17 protein-coding genes are annotated in these 15,055 nt (G+C 70.7%); 13 read left to right on the top strand and 4 right to left on the bottom strand.

The genetic code is table 11. The features are described 5' to 3' along the window. The first annotated feature begins 1 nt into the window (after window position 1). From tolR to DR046_RS06920, 10 genes are all read left to right on the top strand, one after another. Window positions 2–496, top strand: coding sequence for a protein TolR (tolR, locus tag DR046_RS06965; protein WP_115381310.1), 495 nt, complete (start codon window positions 2–4; stop codon window positions 494–496). 1 nt (window position 497) lies between these two features. Further along, window positions 498–1,685, top strand: coding sequence for a cell envelope integrity protein TolA (gene tolA, locus DR046_RS06960; RefSeq protein WP_115381308.1), 1,188 nt, complete (start codon window positions 498–500; stop codon window positions 1,683–1,685). Between the two features lies 1 nt (window position 1,686). Next, on the top strand, window positions 1,687–2,151 hold the full coding sequence (tolA, locus tag DR046_RS24745; RefSeq protein ID WP_135227266.1) for a cell envelope integrity protein TolA: 465 nt from the start codon (window positions 1,687–1,689) through the stop codon (window positions 2,149–2,151). Window positions 2,152–2,236: 85 nt separating this feature from the next. Beyond that, window positions 2,237–3,556 carry a Tol-Pal system beta propeller repeat protein TolB gene (gene tolB, locus DR046_RS06950; protein ID WP_245190840.1) on the top strand — a complete coding sequence of 440 codons (1,320 nt, stop codon included), beginning with the start codon at window positions 2,237–2,239 and terminating at the stop codon, window positions 3,554–3,556. 10 nt (window positions 3,557–3,566) lie between these two features. Next, on the top strand, window positions 3,567–4,100 hold the full coding sequence (gene pal / locus DR046_RS06945) for a peptidoglycan-associated lipoprotein Pal (RefSeq protein ID WP_115381304.1): 534 nt from the start codon (window positions 3,567–3,569) through the stop codon (window positions 4,098–4,100). Next, complete coding sequence (gene ybgF, locus DR046_RS06940; RefSeq protein WP_115381302.1) at window positions 4,100–5,047, top strand: tol-pal system protein YbgF; 948 nt, start codon at window positions 4,100–4,102, stop codon at window positions 5,045–5,047. Before pal ends, ybgF begins: the two co-directional genes overlap by 1 nt. Next, a complete protein-coding gene (tilS, locus tag DR046_RS06935; RefSeq protein ID WP_115381300.1) occupies window positions 5,034–6,224 on the top strand; it encodes a tRNA lysidine(34) synthetase TilS in 1,191 nt (396 codons plus the stop codon). Before ybgF ends, tilS begins: the two co-directional genes overlap by 14 nt. A gap of 280 nt (window positions 6,225–6,504) precedes the next feature. Further along, a complete protein-coding gene (gene ftsH / locus DR046_RS06930; protein ID WP_115381297.1) occupies window positions 6,505–8,424 on the top strand; it encodes an ATP-dependent zinc metalloprotease FtsH in 1,920 nt (639 codons plus the stop codon). Between the two features lie 83 nt (window positions 8,425–8,507). Then, entirely contained in the window at window positions 8,508–9,155 is a 648-nt protein-coding gene (locus DR046_RS06925) for a hypothetical protein (RefSeq protein WP_115381296.1), read from the top strand. A 13-nt stretch (window positions 9,156–9,168) separates the two neighbouring features. Then, window positions 9,169–9,750, top strand: a complete 582-nt coding sequence (locus tag DR046_RS06920) for an MOSC domain-containing protein (RefSeq protein WP_115381294.1) — start codon at window positions 9,169–9,171, stop codon at window positions 9,748–9,750. Window positions 9,751–9,884: 134 nt separating this feature from the next. On the opposite strand, the gene DR046_RS24585 is transcribed toward DR046_RS06920, so the two are convergent. Continuing rightward, window positions 9,885–10,010, bottom strand: coding sequence for a hypothetical protein (locus tag DR046_RS24585; protein WP_280652824.1), 126 nt, complete (start codon window positions 10,008–10,010; stop codon window positions 9,885–9,887). A gap of 225 nt (window positions 10,011–10,235) precedes the next feature. Between DR046_RS24585 and DR046_RS06915 the strand changes: the two genes are divergently transcribed. Together DR046_RS06915 and folD are read left to right on the top strand one after the other, a co-directional pair. Continuing rightward, window positions 10,236–11,909, top strand: a complete 1,674-nt coding sequence (locus DR046_RS06915; protein ID WP_115381292.1) for a formate--tetrahydrofolate ligase — start codon at window positions 10,236–10,238, stop codon at window positions 11,907–11,909. Window positions 11,910–12,058: 149 nt separating this feature from the next. Further along, window positions 12,059–12,955, top strand: a complete 897-nt coding sequence (gene folD / locus DR046_RS06910; protein ID WP_115381290.1) for a bifunctional methylenetetrahydrofolate dehydrogenase/methenyltetrahydrofolate cyclohydrolase FolD — start codon at window positions 12,059–12,061, stop codon at window positions 12,953–12,955. A gap of 4 nt (window positions 12,956–12,959) precedes the next feature. Here folD and DR046_RS06905 read toward each other — a convergent pair whose 3' ends face one another. Both DR046_RS06905 and DR046_RS06900 read right to left on the bottom strand, forming a co-directional pair. Beyond that, entirely contained in the window at window positions 12,960–13,187 is a 228-nt protein-coding gene (locus DR046_RS06905; protein ID WP_115381288.1) for a hypothetical protein, read from the bottom strand. Between the two features lie 75 nt (window positions 13,188–13,262). Continuing rightward, window positions 13,263–14,012, bottom strand: a complete 750-nt coding sequence (locus tag DR046_RS06900; protein WP_115381286.1) for an alpha/beta fold hydrolase — start codon at window positions 14,010–14,012, stop codon at window positions 13,263–13,265. 65 nt (window positions 14,013–14,077) lie between these two features. On the opposite strand from DR046_RS06900, the gene DR046_RS06895 reads away from it, so the two are divergent. Continuing rightward, window positions 14,078–14,452: a hypothetical protein gene (locus DR046_RS06895; protein ID WP_115381284.1), complete on the top strand. Its 375-nt coding sequence runs from the start codon at window positions 14,078–14,080 to the stop codon at window positions 14,450–14,452. Window positions 14,453–14,463: 11 nt separating this feature from the next. Here DR046_RS06895 and DR046_RS06890 read toward each other — a convergent pair whose 3' ends face one another. Continuing rightward, window positions 14,464–15,036: a cytochrome P460 family protein gene (locus DR046_RS06890; protein WP_115381282.1), complete on the bottom strand. Its 573-nt coding sequence runs from the start codon at window positions 15,034–15,036 to the stop codon at window positions 14,464–14,466. Between the last annotated feature and the right edge of the window lie 19 nt (window positions 15,037–15,055).

The raw sequence follows: 15,055 nt of genomic DNA, 5'->3' as shown, positions 1-15,055 counted from the left end.
GATGGCAGCGGGCACCATCCAGCCCGGCGGCTCGGGCGGCAATCCGCGCGGGCGCAGGCGGCGGGGCTCCGGCTCCGCGCCGATGGCCGAAATCAACGTCACGCCCTTCGTGGACGTGATGCTGGTGTTGCTCATCATCTTCATGGTCGCCGCGCCCCTTCTGACCGCCGGCGTGCCAGTCGAGCTGCCCGAGACCGCCGCCGCCCCTCTCCCGCAGGAGCAGGAGGAGCCGCTGGCCGTCACCGTCGCCGCCGATGGCGTGGTCCAGATCGGCTCGACCGAGGTCCCGCGCGACGAGCTCGTCACGCGTCTCCAGGCCATCGCAGGCGAGCGCGAGAGCGACCGCGTCTTCCTGCGCGCCGACGGCGCCGTGCCCTATGCCGAGATCATGGTGGTGATGGGCGCGCTCAATGCCGGCGGCTTCCGCAACATCGGCCTCGTGACCGAACCGGGCGGGCCGACGCTGACCGGGACAGGGTCCCCGGAGAGTCAGTAGGATGGAACGGCGCAAAGCCGTCGCGCTGTCGGCCACGGCCCATGGCGGCGTCCTCGTCTGGGCGCTGGTGGCCGGCTGGCTGCCGCCCGTGCCGGAAGAGGACAGCATCTCGGTGGCCGAGGTCTCGGTGATCTCTGCGGCGGAGTTCGACGCGCTGGTCTCGGCGCCACCCGCCGAGGCGCCGGCTCCCGCCGCGCCCGCATCCCCCGCCCCGCCGGAGGAGAGCGCGCCGCCGCCGCCCGCGCCGCGCGCCGAGGCGCCCCCCGTGCAGGCGCCCGCCCCCGAGGCCCCGGCGCCCACCCCGCCCGAGGCCGCGCCCGAAGCCGTGCAGATCGTCCCGCCGCCGCGCACCGAGGTCGCCCCCGAGACGCCCGAGGCGCCCTCCACCCCGTCGGAGGCGCCCGACGCGCCGATCTCCGAGCGCCCGGCGCCGCGCCCCGCGCCGCGGATCGCCGCGGCCCCCGCGCCCGCGCCGCCACCGGCGACCGAGACCGCGCCGGTCGCCGAGGCACCGCCGACCCCGACCGAGGTCGAGGAGCCGGTCGCCCCCGCCGAGACGGTCGCAGCCCCCGAGGAAGCGGCAACCGCCATCGCCCGCGAGGACGAGACGCCGTCGCGCGCGCCCGAGCGCTCGATCCGGCCGGGCCGCAAGCCCGCGCCGCCGCAGCAGGTCGCCTCCGCCGAGGCGCCCGCCCCTTCGCCGACGCCCGCCCCGTCGCCGACGCCCGCTCCGGCCCCCACGCCCGCGCCGGCCCCCGCCGAGGCGCCGCGTGCCATCGACACGACCAGCGCGCTCGCCGAAGCCCTGGGCAACGCGCCGGCGGAGGCCCCTGCCTCCGCGCCCGCTCCGGCTGCGCCGGCCGGCCCGCCGCTCACCCAGGGGGAGCGGGACGGGCTGCGCGTCGCGGTGTCGCAATGCTGGAACCTCGGCTCGCTCTCGACCGAGGCGATGCGCACCCGCGTGACCATCTTCATGCAGATGAACCGGGACGGAACGCCGCTTACGAACAGCATCCGGCTCGTCGGCTCCGAGGGGGGAAGCTCCGCCGCGGCCAGCCAGGCCTTCGAGGCCGGGCGCCGGGCGATCATCCGCTGCGGCAGCGACGGCTTCGACCTGCCGGAAGAGAAATACGAACAGTGGAAGGAGATCGAGATGACCTTCGACCCCGAACAGATGCGGTCACGATAGCATGTCGTGTCTTTTCGTGCTTCTTCTGGGCATTGCTTACTGCAGCGTCGATTTCCCAGCCGGTAGGGAGGCAAAGGTTCTCAGCGAGGGCATTCTGACAACACCGGCTGATCGTCGCCCGAGAGATGAACCTGCCCCTGAGGAACCAAGTTTCGAGGACGGAGCCGCCGCGCTACCTAACGAGGTTCTTCGCTGCTGGAACCTCGGCTCGCTCTCGGCCGAGGCGTTGCGTACCCGCGTGACCATCTTCATGCAGATGAACCGGGACGGCACGCCGCTCACGAACAGCATCCGGCTCATCCGCTCCGAGGGGGGAAGCTCCGCCGCGGCCAGCCAGGCCTTCGAGGCCGGGCGCCGGGCGATCATCCGCTGCGGCAGCGACGGCTTCGACCTGCCGGAAGAGAAATACGAACAGTGGAAGGAGATCGAGATGACCTTCGATCCCGAACAGATGCGGTCACGATGACGTGGTCCTTGTTGAGTATCCGCGACGATGCCGCGATAAGGCGGAAACCGTCGCCAGCCCGTATGAGGTGCGCGTGAGACATCTTCTGACAGCCCTTTGGCTCGCCGCGATCGCCGCGCTCGGCCTGACCGCTCCGGTCCTGGCCCAGGACGGCCCGCTGCGCATCACCATCACCGACGGGGTCATCGAGCCCCTGCCCTTCGCCGTCCCGACCTTCGTCGCCCGCAACGACGCGGCCGCCGACGTGGCACAGGACATCACCCGCGTGATCGCCGCCGACCTGACCAATACCGGACTCTTCCGCGAGATCCCGCAGGACGCGCATATTGCGCGCGTCTCCAGCTTCGACTCGACCGTGCAATGGTCCGACTGGAAGGCGGTGAACGCGCAGGCGCTGATCACCGGCTCGGTCCTCGTCGAGGGCGACGGGCGCCTCGTGGTGCAGTTCCGCCTCTTCGACGTCTTCTCCGAGGCGCCCTTGGGCGAGGGGCTGCAGTTCGTCGGCACCGTCGACGGCTGGCGCCGGATGGCGCACAAGGTGGCCGACGCCGTCTACAGCCGGATCACGGGCGAAGGCCCCTATTTCGACAGTCGCGTCGTCTTCGTCTCCGAGACGGGACCAAAGAACGCGCGGCAGAAGCGCCTCGCCATCATGGATTACGACGGCGCGAACGTGCAGTACCTGACCTCGTCGGACAGCATCGTGCTGGCGCCGCGCTTCTCGCCCGACGGGCGCCGGATCATCTATACCGGCTACGAGAGCGGCTTCCCGCGCGTGACGATCCTCGACGTGGCGACCCTGCAGCGGCGGACGCTGGGCGACCTGAACACCAACATGTCCTTCGCGCCGCGCTTCTCACCCGACGGCAACCGCGCCGTCTACTCGGCCGAGGTCGGGGGCAATACCGACCTCTACATGCTGGACCTGAACACCGGCGCCTCGACCCGGCTGACCACCGCCCCGTCGATCGAGACGGCGCCGAGCTTCTCGCCCGACGGCAGCCGCATCGTGTTCGAGAGCGACCGCTCCGGCGCGCCGCAGCTCTACATCATGCCGTCGAGCGGCGGAGAGGGCAGCCGGATCAGCTTCGGCGAAGGACGCTATGGCACCCCCGTCTGGTCGCCCCGCGGCGACCAGATCGCCTTCACCAAGCAGAACGCGGGCCGCTTCCATATCGGCGTGATGCGCGTCGACGGCTCGGAAGAGCGGCTTCTGACCGGCGCCTTCCTCGACGAGGGCCCGACCTGGGCGCCGAACGGCCGCGTCGTCATGTTCACCCGCGAAAGCCCGGGGGCGCAGGGCGCGCCGGCGCTCTATTCCGTGGACATCACGGGCCGCAACCTTCAACGGGCCGCAACGCCGGCCGCAGCCTCGGACCCGAGCTGGGGTCCGCTGCTTGACTAGGATCAAGAGCATGAAAATCCAGGTACTTCTTTTCGTCTCCGCCCTCGCGCTCTCCGGCTGCGCCGGCGGGATGTTCGGCAACGGGGGCGCGGGCGACGTCAGCGACCAGGGCTTCGACGGCACCGGCGCCGGCGGTTTCGGCGCGGGATCGGGCGGCGTCAACGACCCCTCCTCGGTGGCGTTCTTCCAGCAGAATGTGGGCGACCGCGTGCTGTTCGCCGTCGACCAGTCGACGCTCTCGCCCGAAGCGGAGTCGGTCCTGGCCGCGCAGGCGCAGTGGCTTCAGGCCAATCCGTCCTACACCGCGCTGATCGAAGGCCATGCCGACGAGCAGGGCACGCGCGAATACAACCTCGCGCTCGGCGGCCGCCGCGCGAACGCGGCCCGCGACTACCTCGTCGGCCAAGGCGTGTCCGCGTCGCGCCTGCGCACCATCTCCTACGGGAAGGAGCGGCCGATCCAGGTCTGCTCGACCGAGGCGTGCTACAGCCAGAACCGCCGCGCGGTGACCGTGCTCGCGCTCGGCGGCGGAGCGGGCGTCTGATGCGCCTTGCCCTCGCCCTGCTGCTGGCCACGGCCCTGCCCGCCTCGGCGCAGGACCAGAGCCAGACGCTGGCCGACATCCGCCAGCAGCTCTCGGTCCTGAACCAGGAAATGCAGGGTCTCCGGCGGGAGCTGTCGACCACCGGCGCCGCCGCGCTGGGCATCGAGGGGACAAGCTTCCCCGACCGGGTGACCGCGCTCGAAAGCCAGCTTCAGCAGCTGACGGCACAAACGGAGCAACTGTCCTTCCGGGTCGAGAGCGTCGCGCGCGACGGCGGCAACCGGATCGAGGATCTGCGGTTCCAGCTCTGCGAGCTGTCCACCGATTGCGACCTCGGCGCGCTGCCGAATCCCGGCCCCCTGGGCGCGGACACGCCCGCGCCCGCGACCGGTGGTCAGGTCGGCGCGGGCCAGGTCGGGTCCGGTCAGGTCGGGTCGGGTCCGGTCACCTCCGGTCCGGTCCCGGTGCAGCGTCCGACCGCCTCGGGCGGCGTTCTGGCGCCCGCCCCTGCGCCCGGGCCCGCACCGGCCCCTGCACCCGCGCCCGCCCCTGCCCCGCAACTGGCCGTCGGCGAGCAGTCGGAATTCGACGCTGCCCGCGCCCTGCTCGACCAGGGCCGGAACACCGAGGCCGCGGAGGCCTTCGGGCGCTTCGTGACCGCCTACCCCTCCGGCCCGCTGACCGGCGAGGCGCAGTTCTTCCGCGCCGAGGCGCTGGCCCGCGACGGGCAGGCCGCAGAAGCCGCGCGGTCCTATCTCGAGAGCTTCTCGGGCACGCCGCAGGGTCCCCGCGCGGCCGATTCGCTGCTGGGCCTCGGCCGGGCGCTGGGAACGCTGGGCCAGACGGAGGAAGCCTGCCTGACCCTGACGGAGGTCGGCGCGCGCTTCCCCTCCGCCCCCGCGGCGGTCGAGGCGCAGCAGGCGCGGGCGGAGCTTGGCTGCTCCTGAGCTTCGGCTGGACGCGCGCGACGCCCCTTTCGGCGTCGCGGTCTCGGGCGGGGCGGACAGCCTCGCCCTTCTTCTTTCCTGTCACGCCAAGGGCCTGGCCCACCGCGCCGTGACCGTCGATCACGGGCTTCGCCCCGAGGCGGCGGCGGAGGCGGCCTTCGTCGCGCGCCTTTGCGCCGCACGCGGCATCCCGCATGACGTGCTGCGGCTGCGCCTCGGCGACGGCCCTGCGCTGCAGGCCCGCGCCCGCGAGGCGCGCTATGGCGCGCTGGCCGCCTGGGCGCGGGAGCATCGTCTGGGCGCCGTCCTCCTGGGCCACACCGCCGACGACATCGCCGAAAGCTTCGTGATGCGGCTGTCCGACGGGGCGGGGCTGGACGGGCTCGCCGCGATGGAGCCGCGCATCCTCCGCGCCGGGACGGTCTTTCTGCGCCCTCTTCACGCATCCTTAAGGGATGACCTTCTAGCCTTCGTTAGGGCGGAGGGGATCGACCCCGTGAAGGACCCGTCCAACGCCGATCCGCGGTTCGAACGGGCGCGGGCGCGGCGCCTCCTGTCGGAGCTCGGGATCGGGACGGCGGCGATCGCGGCCTCGGCCACGGCGCTCCGCATGGCGAGGCACTCGCTCGACGCGCAGACGCGGAGGCTCGTGTCGCAGATCGTGACGGTCGACCGCGGCGACTGGCTGATTTCCCGGGACCGGATGGCTGCCCTGCTGGACGACGATCCGGAACAGGCCCGGCGCGTCCTGCTGGCCGGGCTGCGGGAGATCGGTGGCGGCGACCACCCGCCCCGCCGGTCCAAGCAGCAGGAATTGCTGCGGCGGATGGCGGCCGCCGAGACGACGACCTTGGCGGGGTGCCTGCTGACCTGGCGGACGGACCACCTCCGCCTCGCCCGCGAACCGGCCGCGGCGCTGGCCGCCCAGCCGGTTCGCCCGGGCGAGGTCTGGGATGGCCGCTGGCGCCTGAGCTACGACGGGACGCCGCCCGCCGAGGTCATGATCGGCGCGCTTGGCGACGCGGTCTCGACCCTTCCCTGGCGCGAGACCGGGCTGCCGCGCCGCTCGCTGATGGCATCCCCGGCGGTCTGGTCCGGCGGCCAACTGGTCGCCGCGCCGCTGGCGTCCGAGGCGGGGTCGTGGCGGGCGGAGCTTGTCCCGCGGCGAGCGGAGTAGCGGGCAGGAGCACGGTCCGTCCGTCGGATCGAAGCGAAGGTTTGGGGGACTGCGGTCGCCCGGAACGCCGCCATGGCTGCTGCGGCCCTTGCCGAAGCCGCACGGATCGCGTGACGCGGAGGCCCGTTCCGTGCATGGATGGCCACAAGGACGCCGGGCGGAGGCGATGCGCCGCAATCGCCGTCCGACGGAAACGCGTTGAACCCGGGGCTGCAATCCCTATCTTGCCTGCTAACTGACGCGCGGTCGCACCGGTTCCGCGCAAAACGGAGGAAACCCCTTGGGTAACGCGCGATCCATCGCATTCTGGGTGGTCCTTTTCGTCCTCGTCATGGCCCTGTTCCAGCTCTTCTCGGGTGGACAGTCGTCGATGTCGGCGCGGGAGGTTCCCTATTCGGAGTTCGTCAACCAGGTCCGGAACGGCTCGGTGAGCTCGGTCCGCCTCGACGGGGAGCGGATCGAGTTCCGCGGCTCCGGCGGGACGGAGCAGATCACGATCAAGCCCGCCGATGTCGACGTGACCGAGACGCTGCTCGCCAACGACGTCGCCATCAGCGCCGAGAGCCAGGAGCAGTCGGGCTTCATGTCCGCGCTGGGCCTCTGGCTGCCCTTCCTCGTCCTCATCGGCATCTGGATCTTCTTCATGAACCGGATGCAGGGCGGCGGCAAAGGCGGGGCCATGGGTTTCGGCAAGTCGAAGGCCAAGCTGCTGACCGAAAAGCATGGCCGCGTCACCTTCGACGACGTGGCGGGCATCGACGAGGCGAAGGAAGACCTCGAAGAGATCGTCGAGTTCCTGCGCAACCCGCAGAAGTTCAGCCGCCTCGGAGGGAAGATCCCGAAGGGCGCCCTGCTGGTCGGCCCTCCGGGCACCGGCAAGACGCTGCTCGCCCGCGCCGTGGCCGGCGAGGCGGGCGTGCCGTTCTTCACCATCTCGGGCTCGGACTTCGTCGAGATGTTCGTCGGCGTCGGCGCGTCCCGCGTCCGCGACATGTTCGAGCAGGCCAAGAAGAACGCCCCCTGCATCGTCTTCATCGACGAGATCGACGCCGTCGGCCGCTCGCGCGGCGTAGGCTATGGCGGCGGCAACGACGAGCGAGAGCAGACGCTGAACCAGCTTCTGGTCGAGATGGACGGGTTCGAGGCCAACGAGGGCATCATCATCGTCGCGGCCACAAACCGCCCCGACGTGCTGGACCCCGCGCTGTTGCGTCCGGGCCGCTTCGACCGCCAGGTCCAGGTTCCGAACCCGGACATCAAGGGGCGCGAGAAGATCCTCGGCGTCCATTCCCGCAAGGTGCCGCTGGGCGCCGACGTCGACCTGCGCATCATCGCGCGCGGCACGCCCGGCTTCTCGGGTGCCGACCTCGCCAACCTCGTCAACGAGGCGGCACTGATGGCCGCCCGCATCGGCCGCCGCGTCGTCACGATGGAGGATTTCGAGAGCGCGAAGGACAAGGTCATGATGGGAGCCGAGCGGCGGTCCATGGTCATGACCGAAGACGAAAAGAAGCTGACCGCCTATCACGAGGCGGGCCATGCCATCGTCGGCCTGAACGTCCCGCAGCACGACCCGATCCACAAGGCGACCATCATTCCGCGCGGCCGTGCGCTGGGCCTGGTGCTATCGCTGCCGGAGCGCGACCAGCTGTCCGTCAGCTGGACCAAGTACACTTCCAAGATCGCCATGGCGATGGGCGGCCGCGTCGCCGAGGAGCTGATCTTCGGCAAGGAGAACGTGACGTCGGGCGCCGCCTCGGACATCCAGCAGGTCACGCGGATCGCCCGGGCGATGGTGACGCAGTTCGGCTATTCCGAGGAGCTCGGCATGGTCGACTACGCCAACGAGCAGCAGAGCTATCTGGGCAACTACCAGGGCGGCGGCAACGTCTCGCCCGCCACGCAGAAGCTGATCGACGAGAAGGTCAAGGAACTGGTCGAGACCGGCTACGAGACTGCCAAGCGCATCCTCACCGAGAAGCGCGACGATCTGGAACGGCTCGCTCAGGGTCTGCTCGAATACGAGACGCTGACCGGGCCGGAAATCATGAAGGTGATCAACGGCGAGCCGCTCAAGCGCGACGACGACGATGACGGCATTGACCACGGCGGAAGCAGCCTGACCGCGATCCCGAAGACGAAGCCGAAGCGCAAGCCGCCCGAGATCGGCTCCGGCCCGGAGCCCGAGCCCTCGGCCTGAGACGACAGACCCCGGCGCCGCGGCGCCGGGGTTTTTCGTTCGTGATGCTTTCGTGACGCTTCCATCGGTGGTAAGCGCCGCGGATGCCTGCTGCAGTTTCCACCCTTCCCCGGCCCGTCCTCGTCGTCGTCCTCGCGACCGGAGCCGGAATCCTCGCGATCCTGCTGTTCCTGCGCGGAAGTTCCGGCCTCTACGGCGAGGACGGCCCGGTCGAGATCGCCTCGGTCGTCGCTTATCTCGGTGCAGCCGTGGCCTATGCCGCCGCCGCCCCCGGCCTTGCGGCGGGCCGCTACTGGCAGATACCGGCGACGCTGCTGCTGGCCGCCGCGCGTGAGATGGATCTGGACAAGTCCCTGCTGTCGGGCGGCATCCTCAAGTCCCGCTTCTACACCGGCGACTTTCCCCTGTGGGAGAAGCTGGTCGGCCTTGTCATCGTCGTGTTCGCGCTCTGGGCCGGCCTGCGCCTCATCCGGCATGGCGCGGGGCCGGTCTGGCGCGCGCTCCGCTCCGGCCGGGGCTGGCCCTGGCTCGTCGTCGGGGCGCTGGTCGGGGTGGTGGTGGCCAAGGGCTTCGATGGGATCGGCCGCAAGCTGCGCCCGCTGGGCATCGAGGTGTCGCAGGCGCTCAACGATCAGCTCGGGGATGTCGAGGAATGGCTGGAACTCGGCGCGGCGGCCGCGATCCTGCTGGCCGTCGCCTTGTGGGCACGAAGCCGCGCCCGCCCCACCTGAAAGGTCCGCATCGATGCCCGCACTCAAGCCGACCGCGATCACGGGAGGGATCGTCTGGCTGGGCGTCGTCGCCGACCGCGAGGCCGCCCTTGCGAGCACCCGGCGCGAGACCCTGGCGCTCAGCTTCGCGGGCCCCGAGGGCGAGGCGCATGGCGGGCTGACCCGGCCCTCCTGCTCGCGGGTGGTGTCGCAGCATCCGAGGGGAACGGAGATCCGGAACGTCCGTCAGCTCTGCGTGATGTCCGAGGAAGAGCTTGCCGAGATCGCCGCCGCAATCGGCGTCACGCGGTTCGACCCGTCCTGGGCTGGGGCGAGCGTCGTCGTCTCGGGCATCCCGGACTTCACGCATCTGCCACCATCCTCCCGCCTGCAGGCCGAGGACGGCGCGACGCTGGTCGTGGACATGGAGAACCGGCCCTGTCATCTGCCCGCGCCGGTCATCGACGCGGACGCCCCGGGTCACGGGCGCGGCTTCAAGGCCGCCGCGCGGGGCCGCCGCGGCGTGACGGCCTGGGTCGAGCGGGAAGGATGCCTACGGCTGGGTGGCACTCTGCGCCTGCACGTGCCCGATCAGCGGGCCTGGCGCGGTGCCTGACGAAGGCGCCTGGGGCGCGCCGACCCCCTGAGGGACAGGTCAGGATCGACGCGCCGCGCAGGCAGGGGCGGAGGGGACGCCCCAGTGTCCGGACCGCGTCCTAGGGGACGAGACACGGCCCGGATCGGAATGGCTCAGGCGAGCACGATGCCGGTCATCATGGCGAGGCCCAGCCCCGCGACGAATCCGGCATAGATGAACAGCGATGGGGCGGTCATGTCAGGGGCTCCGGCTTGGGGTCTGGCTGGCGGCAGCTCCATGCTGCCGCGTCGGGGAGGTAACGAACGACCTCGAAACAGGTTCCCGCGGACCGCCGCCTCGCGCATTCGTGACCACGATCGGCGTCCGCGTTTCCGATCCGCGCCCGCCGATCGCGCGGAGGCCGCGCGCAAGTCGCGCAAGGTCGCATTTCGGCACAGTCCGCCCCTGTCCGAGAGGCTAGCAGTCGTGCGAAGCCCGGGCTGCGAAGGAAGGACCGATCCACCATGCCTCTGACCGACATCGAGATCGCGCGTGCCGCGAAGAAGCGCCCCATCCAGGAGATCGGCGAGAAGGTCGGGATCGGTGCGGAAGACCTGCTGCCCTACGGCCATGACAAGGCGAAGGTGTCGCAAAGCTTCATCGACAGCGTGAAGGACCGCCCGAACGGCAAGCTGGTACTGGTGACGGCGATCAACCCCACCCCGGCGGGCGAGGGCAAGACGACGACGACCGTGGGACTGGGCGACGGGCTGAACGCCATCGGCAAGAAGGCGATGGTGTGCATCCGCGAGGCGTCGCTCGGCCCGAACTTCGGGATGAAGGGCGGCGCCGCCGGGGGCGGCTATGCGCAGATCGTCCCGATGGAGGACATGAACCTCCACTTCACCGGCGACTTCCACGCGATCACCAGCGCCCATTCCCTGCTGGCCGCGATGATCGACAACCACGTCTACTGGGGCAACGAACTCGACATCGACATCCGCCGCGTCGTCTGGCGCCGGGTGGTCGACATGAACGACCGCGCGCTGCGCCAGATCACGGCGAGCCTCGGCGGCGTCGCCAACGGCTTCCCGCGGGAGACCGGGTTCGACATCACCGTCGCCTCCGAAGTCATGGCCTGCCTCTGCCTCGCCACCGATCTGGCCGATCTGCAGAAGCGGCTTGGCGACATGATCGTGGCCTACCGGCGCGACAGGACGCCGGTCTACTGCCGAGACATCAAGGCCGACGGCGCGATGACGGTGCTGCTGAAGGACGCGATGCAGCCGAATCTCGTCCAGACGCTCGAGAACAACCCCGCCTTCGTCCATGGCGGCCCCTTCGCCAACATCGCCCATGGCTGCAACTCGGTCATCGCGACGACGACGGCGCTGAAGCTTGCGGATTTCGTCGTGACCGAGGCGGGCTTCGGCGCGGATCTCGGCGCCGAGAAGTTCATGAACATCAAATGTCGCAAGGCCGGCATCGCACCCGACTGCGTGGTTCTGGTCGCGACCGTGCGGGCGATGAAGATGAACGGCGGGGTGGCCAAGGCCGATCTGGGCGTCGAGGACGTGGAGGCGGTGAAGCGCGGCTGCGCCAATCTCGGCCGCCATATCGGCAACGTGAAGAGCTTCGGCGTCCCCGTCGTCGTCGCGATCAACCACTTCACCGGCGACACCGAGGCCGAGGTGCAGGCGGTGAAGGAATACGTGGCCACCCAGGGCTCCGAGGCGATCGTGTCGAAGCACTGGGCCGACGGGTCGAAGGGCTCCGAGGCGCTGGCCCGCCGCGTGGCCGAGATCGCCGAGGCCGGGACGGCCAACTTCGCGCCGATCTATCCGGACGAGATGCCGCTGTTCCAGAAGATCGAGACCATCGCCAAGCGCATCTACCACGCCGACGAGGTGCTGGCCGACAAGAAGATCCGCGACCAGCTGAAGGCCTGGGAGGAGGACGGCTACGGGCACCTGCCGATCTGCATGGCCAAGACCCAGTACTCGTTCAGCACCGACCCGAACCTGCGCGGCGCGCCCACGGGGCACTCGGTCCCGGTGCGCGAGGTGCGGCTCTCGGCGGGCGCGGGCTTCGTCGTGGTGATCTGCGGCGAGATCATGACCATGCCTGGCCTGCCCCGCGTGCCCTCGGCCGAAAAGATCGGGCTGAACGCGGCGGGAGAAGTCGAGGGGCTGTTCTGAGGCCTTGCGCCGACCTTCGTCGTCGCGCCAATGCGCGCGGGCCGGGGCATCGAGCCCCGGCCCGCGCGGTGCCTCCGGCGGGCATATTTTCGGAGCATCGAAAGGGGCAGGTCCCCGTGAAGCAAGGCCGCTGAGGCCGGGAGATTGGAATGACGGCGGAGATCATCGACGGGAAGGCCTTCGCGGCGACCATCCGGGACAGGATCGCGGCGGACGTGGCGCGCGTGAAGGCGGCGGGCGTGACACCGGGCCTCGCCGTCGTGCTGGTGGGCGAGGACCCGGCGAGCGAGGTCTATGTCGGCCACAAGCACAAGGCGACCGTCGCCGCCGGGATGGAGAGCTTCGAGCACCGTTTGCCCGCCGACGTGCCCGAGGCGGAGCTCTTCGCGCTGATCGACCGGTTGAACGCCGACCGGGCCGTCCACGGCATCCTCTGCCAGTTCCCCGTGCCGGACCATCTGGACGAGCGGCGGACCGTCGCGCGCATCGACCCGGCGAAGGACGTGGACGGGCTGAGCGTGGCCAATGCGGGGCTGCTGGCGACCGGCGGCGACGCGCTGACGCCCTGCACGCCCCTCGGCTGCCTGATGCTGCTGCGCGACCGGCTGGGGGACATGGCGGGCAAGGAGGCGGTGGTGATCGGCCGCTCAAACCTCTTCGGCAAGCCGATGGCGCAGCTTCTGCTGCGGGAGGACTGCACGGTCACGGTGGCGCACTCCCGGACGCGGGACCTGGCGGCGGTCTGTCGCCGCGCGGACATCCTGATCGCGGCGGTGGGGCGGGCGCGGATGGTCCGTGGTGACTGGGTGAAGCCCGGCGCGACGGTGATCGATGTCGGCATCACTCGCATGCCGCATCCCGATCAGCCGGGCCGGACGCGGCTGGTCGGCGACGTGGACTTCGACAGCGCGGTGCAGGTCGCGGGCGCGATCACGCCGGTGCCGGGCGGCGTCGGGCCGATGACCATCGCCTGCCTGCTGGCCAACACGCTGACCGCCTGCTGCCGCGCCCACGGGCTGGAGGAGCCGGAGGGCCTGACGGCCTGACCCGTCAGCGCAGCCGCCGTCGCAGACGGGCGCGGCGCAGCCGCGACAGCGTCCAGAGCGATACCGCCCCCGCCGCCAGATAGGGCGAAGCGGACATCCCGGCCGAGACGCAGAGATGCACGCCCGGACCCTGACGGATCGTGACGGTCGGATACATCTCGCCCATCACCACATCGACCGACAGGTCGGCGCAGGCGGCGAAGACGGCGACAGCATCGAGCAACGGTTCCATGGTTAACCGATAGACTGTCCCTGTGTCGCGGAGGTGACGCAGATCGGGCGGCGAGGTGGCATTCATCGCCAATCGTCAGCCGTCGAGGAAGACCCGGACCGCGGCCTCGAACTCCCGCGGCTTCTCGGCATGCAGCCAGTGCCCCGCGCCGGGAATCCGGGCGAACTTCGCCTTCGGGAAATGCGCGAGGATCGCCTCGCGATGCTCCGGGCGGACATAGGTGCTCTCGCCGCCGGACAGGAACAGGGTCGGCCCTTCGAACCGGCCGTGGATCTCGGGAAAGGCGATGATCCTCGGCATCTCGGCGGCCAGAGCGTCGAGGTTGAGGGCCCAGCGCTTCCCGGCGACGTCGAGCGACTGCAGCAGGAAGGACCGCGTCCCGTCGTCGGGTACCTGCGGCAGCTGCGCGGCGGCGTCAGACCGGCGCGCCACGCGCGACAGATCGACGGCGCGCATCGCGTCGATCAGATGGGCCTGCGTATGGCCATAGGCCACCGGCGCGATGTCGGCGACGACGAGGCGCCCGACGGCCTCGGGCCGCGTCAGCGCCAGCACCATCGCCGCCTTGCCGCCCATCGAGTGGCCCAGCACGTCATGCGGCACCTCGCCGATCACCCCGGCCAGATCGGCGGCGAGATCCGGGTAGCCATGCGCCGCGTCCCACGAAGAGCCACCGTGGTTGCGCATGTCGACTGCCACGACCTCGCCCCGGTCCGACAGGCGCTTGGCGATCACGCCCCAGTTTCGCGCCGAGCCGAACAGCCCGTGCGCGATCAGGAGCGGGGGACGGTCGGTCGGGGCGCCATGGCGGATCGTGTTCAGCATGGAAACCGGTTATCCCCCCGCCGGCGCGATGGCCAGTGGGCCGCGCAGGCCATAGGATGCGCGCGATGGAGGGGATGCATCGGGATATCGCCGCGCGGATCGACGCGGTCGAGGCCGCGCTGGGCGAGCGGCTGCACCTGTCCGGCCCGCTCAAGGCCAAGCTCGCCGGGGCGCGGGGCCGTCTGCCCCGCGCGGCGCTGGCGCAGGCGCGCGAGTTGCTGGCCGCGCGGGCGATGCTCGACAACCCTGCCACCGCGCGCCACCTCGACGCCGGGCGCATCCGCGACACCTGCGCCATGCTGGAGCGTCACCTCGCCGCCGTGCCCGAGGGGAAATATCGGCGACGGGCACGCTCGGCGATGATCGGCGGGGCCGCGCTGCGGGTGCTGGCGGTGCTGGCCGCCTTCCTCGCCTTCGTCGCCTGGCGCGGGCTGGCCTGAGGCGGCGCGCGTCACTGGCTGACGCGGACCTCCTCCAACGGGTAGCCCATCGAGTCCGACGCGTCGAAGTTCTGGTGGCAGTCGTGGCAGAAGGACTGGCTGACGTTCAGCGCCTGCCCGGTCGGCTGTACGCCGGAATAGCGCCAGCCGTCGGTTTCGGGCGCGTCCGCAACCTTGGTCATGATCAGGAGCGGCGCCCGCCGGGCGGCGCCGTCGTCGGTGACCCCGATCATCTCCTTCGCCAGAACCGAGCCGACGGGCATCTCGAAATCGCCCTCGGCATATTTCAGGTACTGCTCGGCCGCCACGTCGTTGACGAAGGTGTTGAGGAAACGCTCTCCGTGGACGCCGGCGACGGCCGGGCGGGTCGAGGCCTGCGTCCAGTCGCGATAGGCCGTCGCGATCTCGTTGCCTTGGGACTGGTAGCCCTCGATCATGTAGGCAGACATGCAGTCGTACATCGCCTCGATCTGTTCGGCGCTCATGTCATAGCGGTCGGCGGGAAGCGGGCAGCTCGGGGCGTCCTGCGCGGCGGCGGGCAGGCCGAGGCAGAGCGCGGTGGCGGCGAAGGCGATATGTCGCATTGTAGACTCCCTTGGGACT

This window comes from Jannaschia formosa, assembly GCF_003340555.1.
In the GTDB taxonomy this organism is placed as follows: Bacteria; Pseudomonadota; Alphaproteobacteria; order Rhodobacterales; family Rhodobacteraceae; genus Jannaschia; species Jannaschia formosa.
Note: the sequence above shows the minus strand (reverse complement) of the source record. Positions and strands in the feature narration are given on the sequence as shown.

Coding starts and splice junctions, on each gene's coding strand:
- ybgF (WP_115381302.1), top strand. CDS start 4,100: ATGCGCCTTGCCCTCGCCCTGCTGCTGGCCACGGCCCTGCCCGCCTCG.
- tolR (WP_115381310.1), top strand. CDS start 2: ATGGCAGCGGGCACCATCCAGCCCGGCGGCTCGGGCGGCAATCCGCGC.
- pal (WP_115381304.1), top strand. CDS start 3,567: ATGAAAATCCAGGTACTTCTTTTCGTCTCCGCCCTCGCGCTCTCCGGC.
- DR046_RS06895 (WP_115381284.1), top strand. CDS start 14,078: ATGGAGGGGATGCATCGGGATATCGCCGCGCGGATCGACGCGGTCGAG.
- folD (WP_115381290.1), top strand. CDS start 12,059: ATGACGGCGGAGATCATCGACGGGAAGGCCTTCGCGGCGACCATCCGG.
- tolA (WP_135227266.1), top strand. CDS start 1,687: ATGTCGTGTCTTTTCGTGCTTCTTCTGGGCATTGCTTACTGCAGCGTC.
- DR046_RS06915 (WP_115381292.1), top strand. CDS start 10,236: ATGCCTCTGACCGACATCGAGATCGCGCGTGCCGCGAAGAAGCGCCCC.
- tolA (WP_115381308.1), top strand. CDS start 498: ATGGAACGGCGCAAAGCCGTCGCGCTGTCGGCCACGGCCCATGGCGGC.
- DR046_RS06890 (WP_115381282.1), bottom strand. CDS start 15,036: ATGCGACATATCGCCTTCGCCGCCACCGCGCTCTGCCTCGGCCTGCCC.
- DR046_RS06920 (WP_115381294.1), top strand. CDS start 9,169: ATGCCCGCACTCAAGCCGACCGCGATCACGGGAGGGATCGTCTGGCTG.
- DR046_RS06905 (WP_115381288.1), bottom strand. CDS start 13,187: ATGGAACCGTTGCTCGATGCTGTCGCCGTCTTCGCCGCCTGCGCCGAC.
- DR046_RS06925 (WP_115381296.1), top strand. CDS start 8,508: ATGCCTGCTGCAGTTTCCACCCTTCCCCGGCCCGTCCTCGTCGTCGTC.
- DR046_RS24585 (WP_280652824.1), bottom strand. CDS start 10,010: ATGGAGCTGCCGCCAGCCAGACCCCAAGCCGGAGCCCCTGACATGACC.
- DR046_RS06900 (WP_115381286.1), bottom strand. CDS start 14,012: ATGCTGAACACGATCCGCCATGGCGCCCCGACCGACCGTCCCCCGCTC.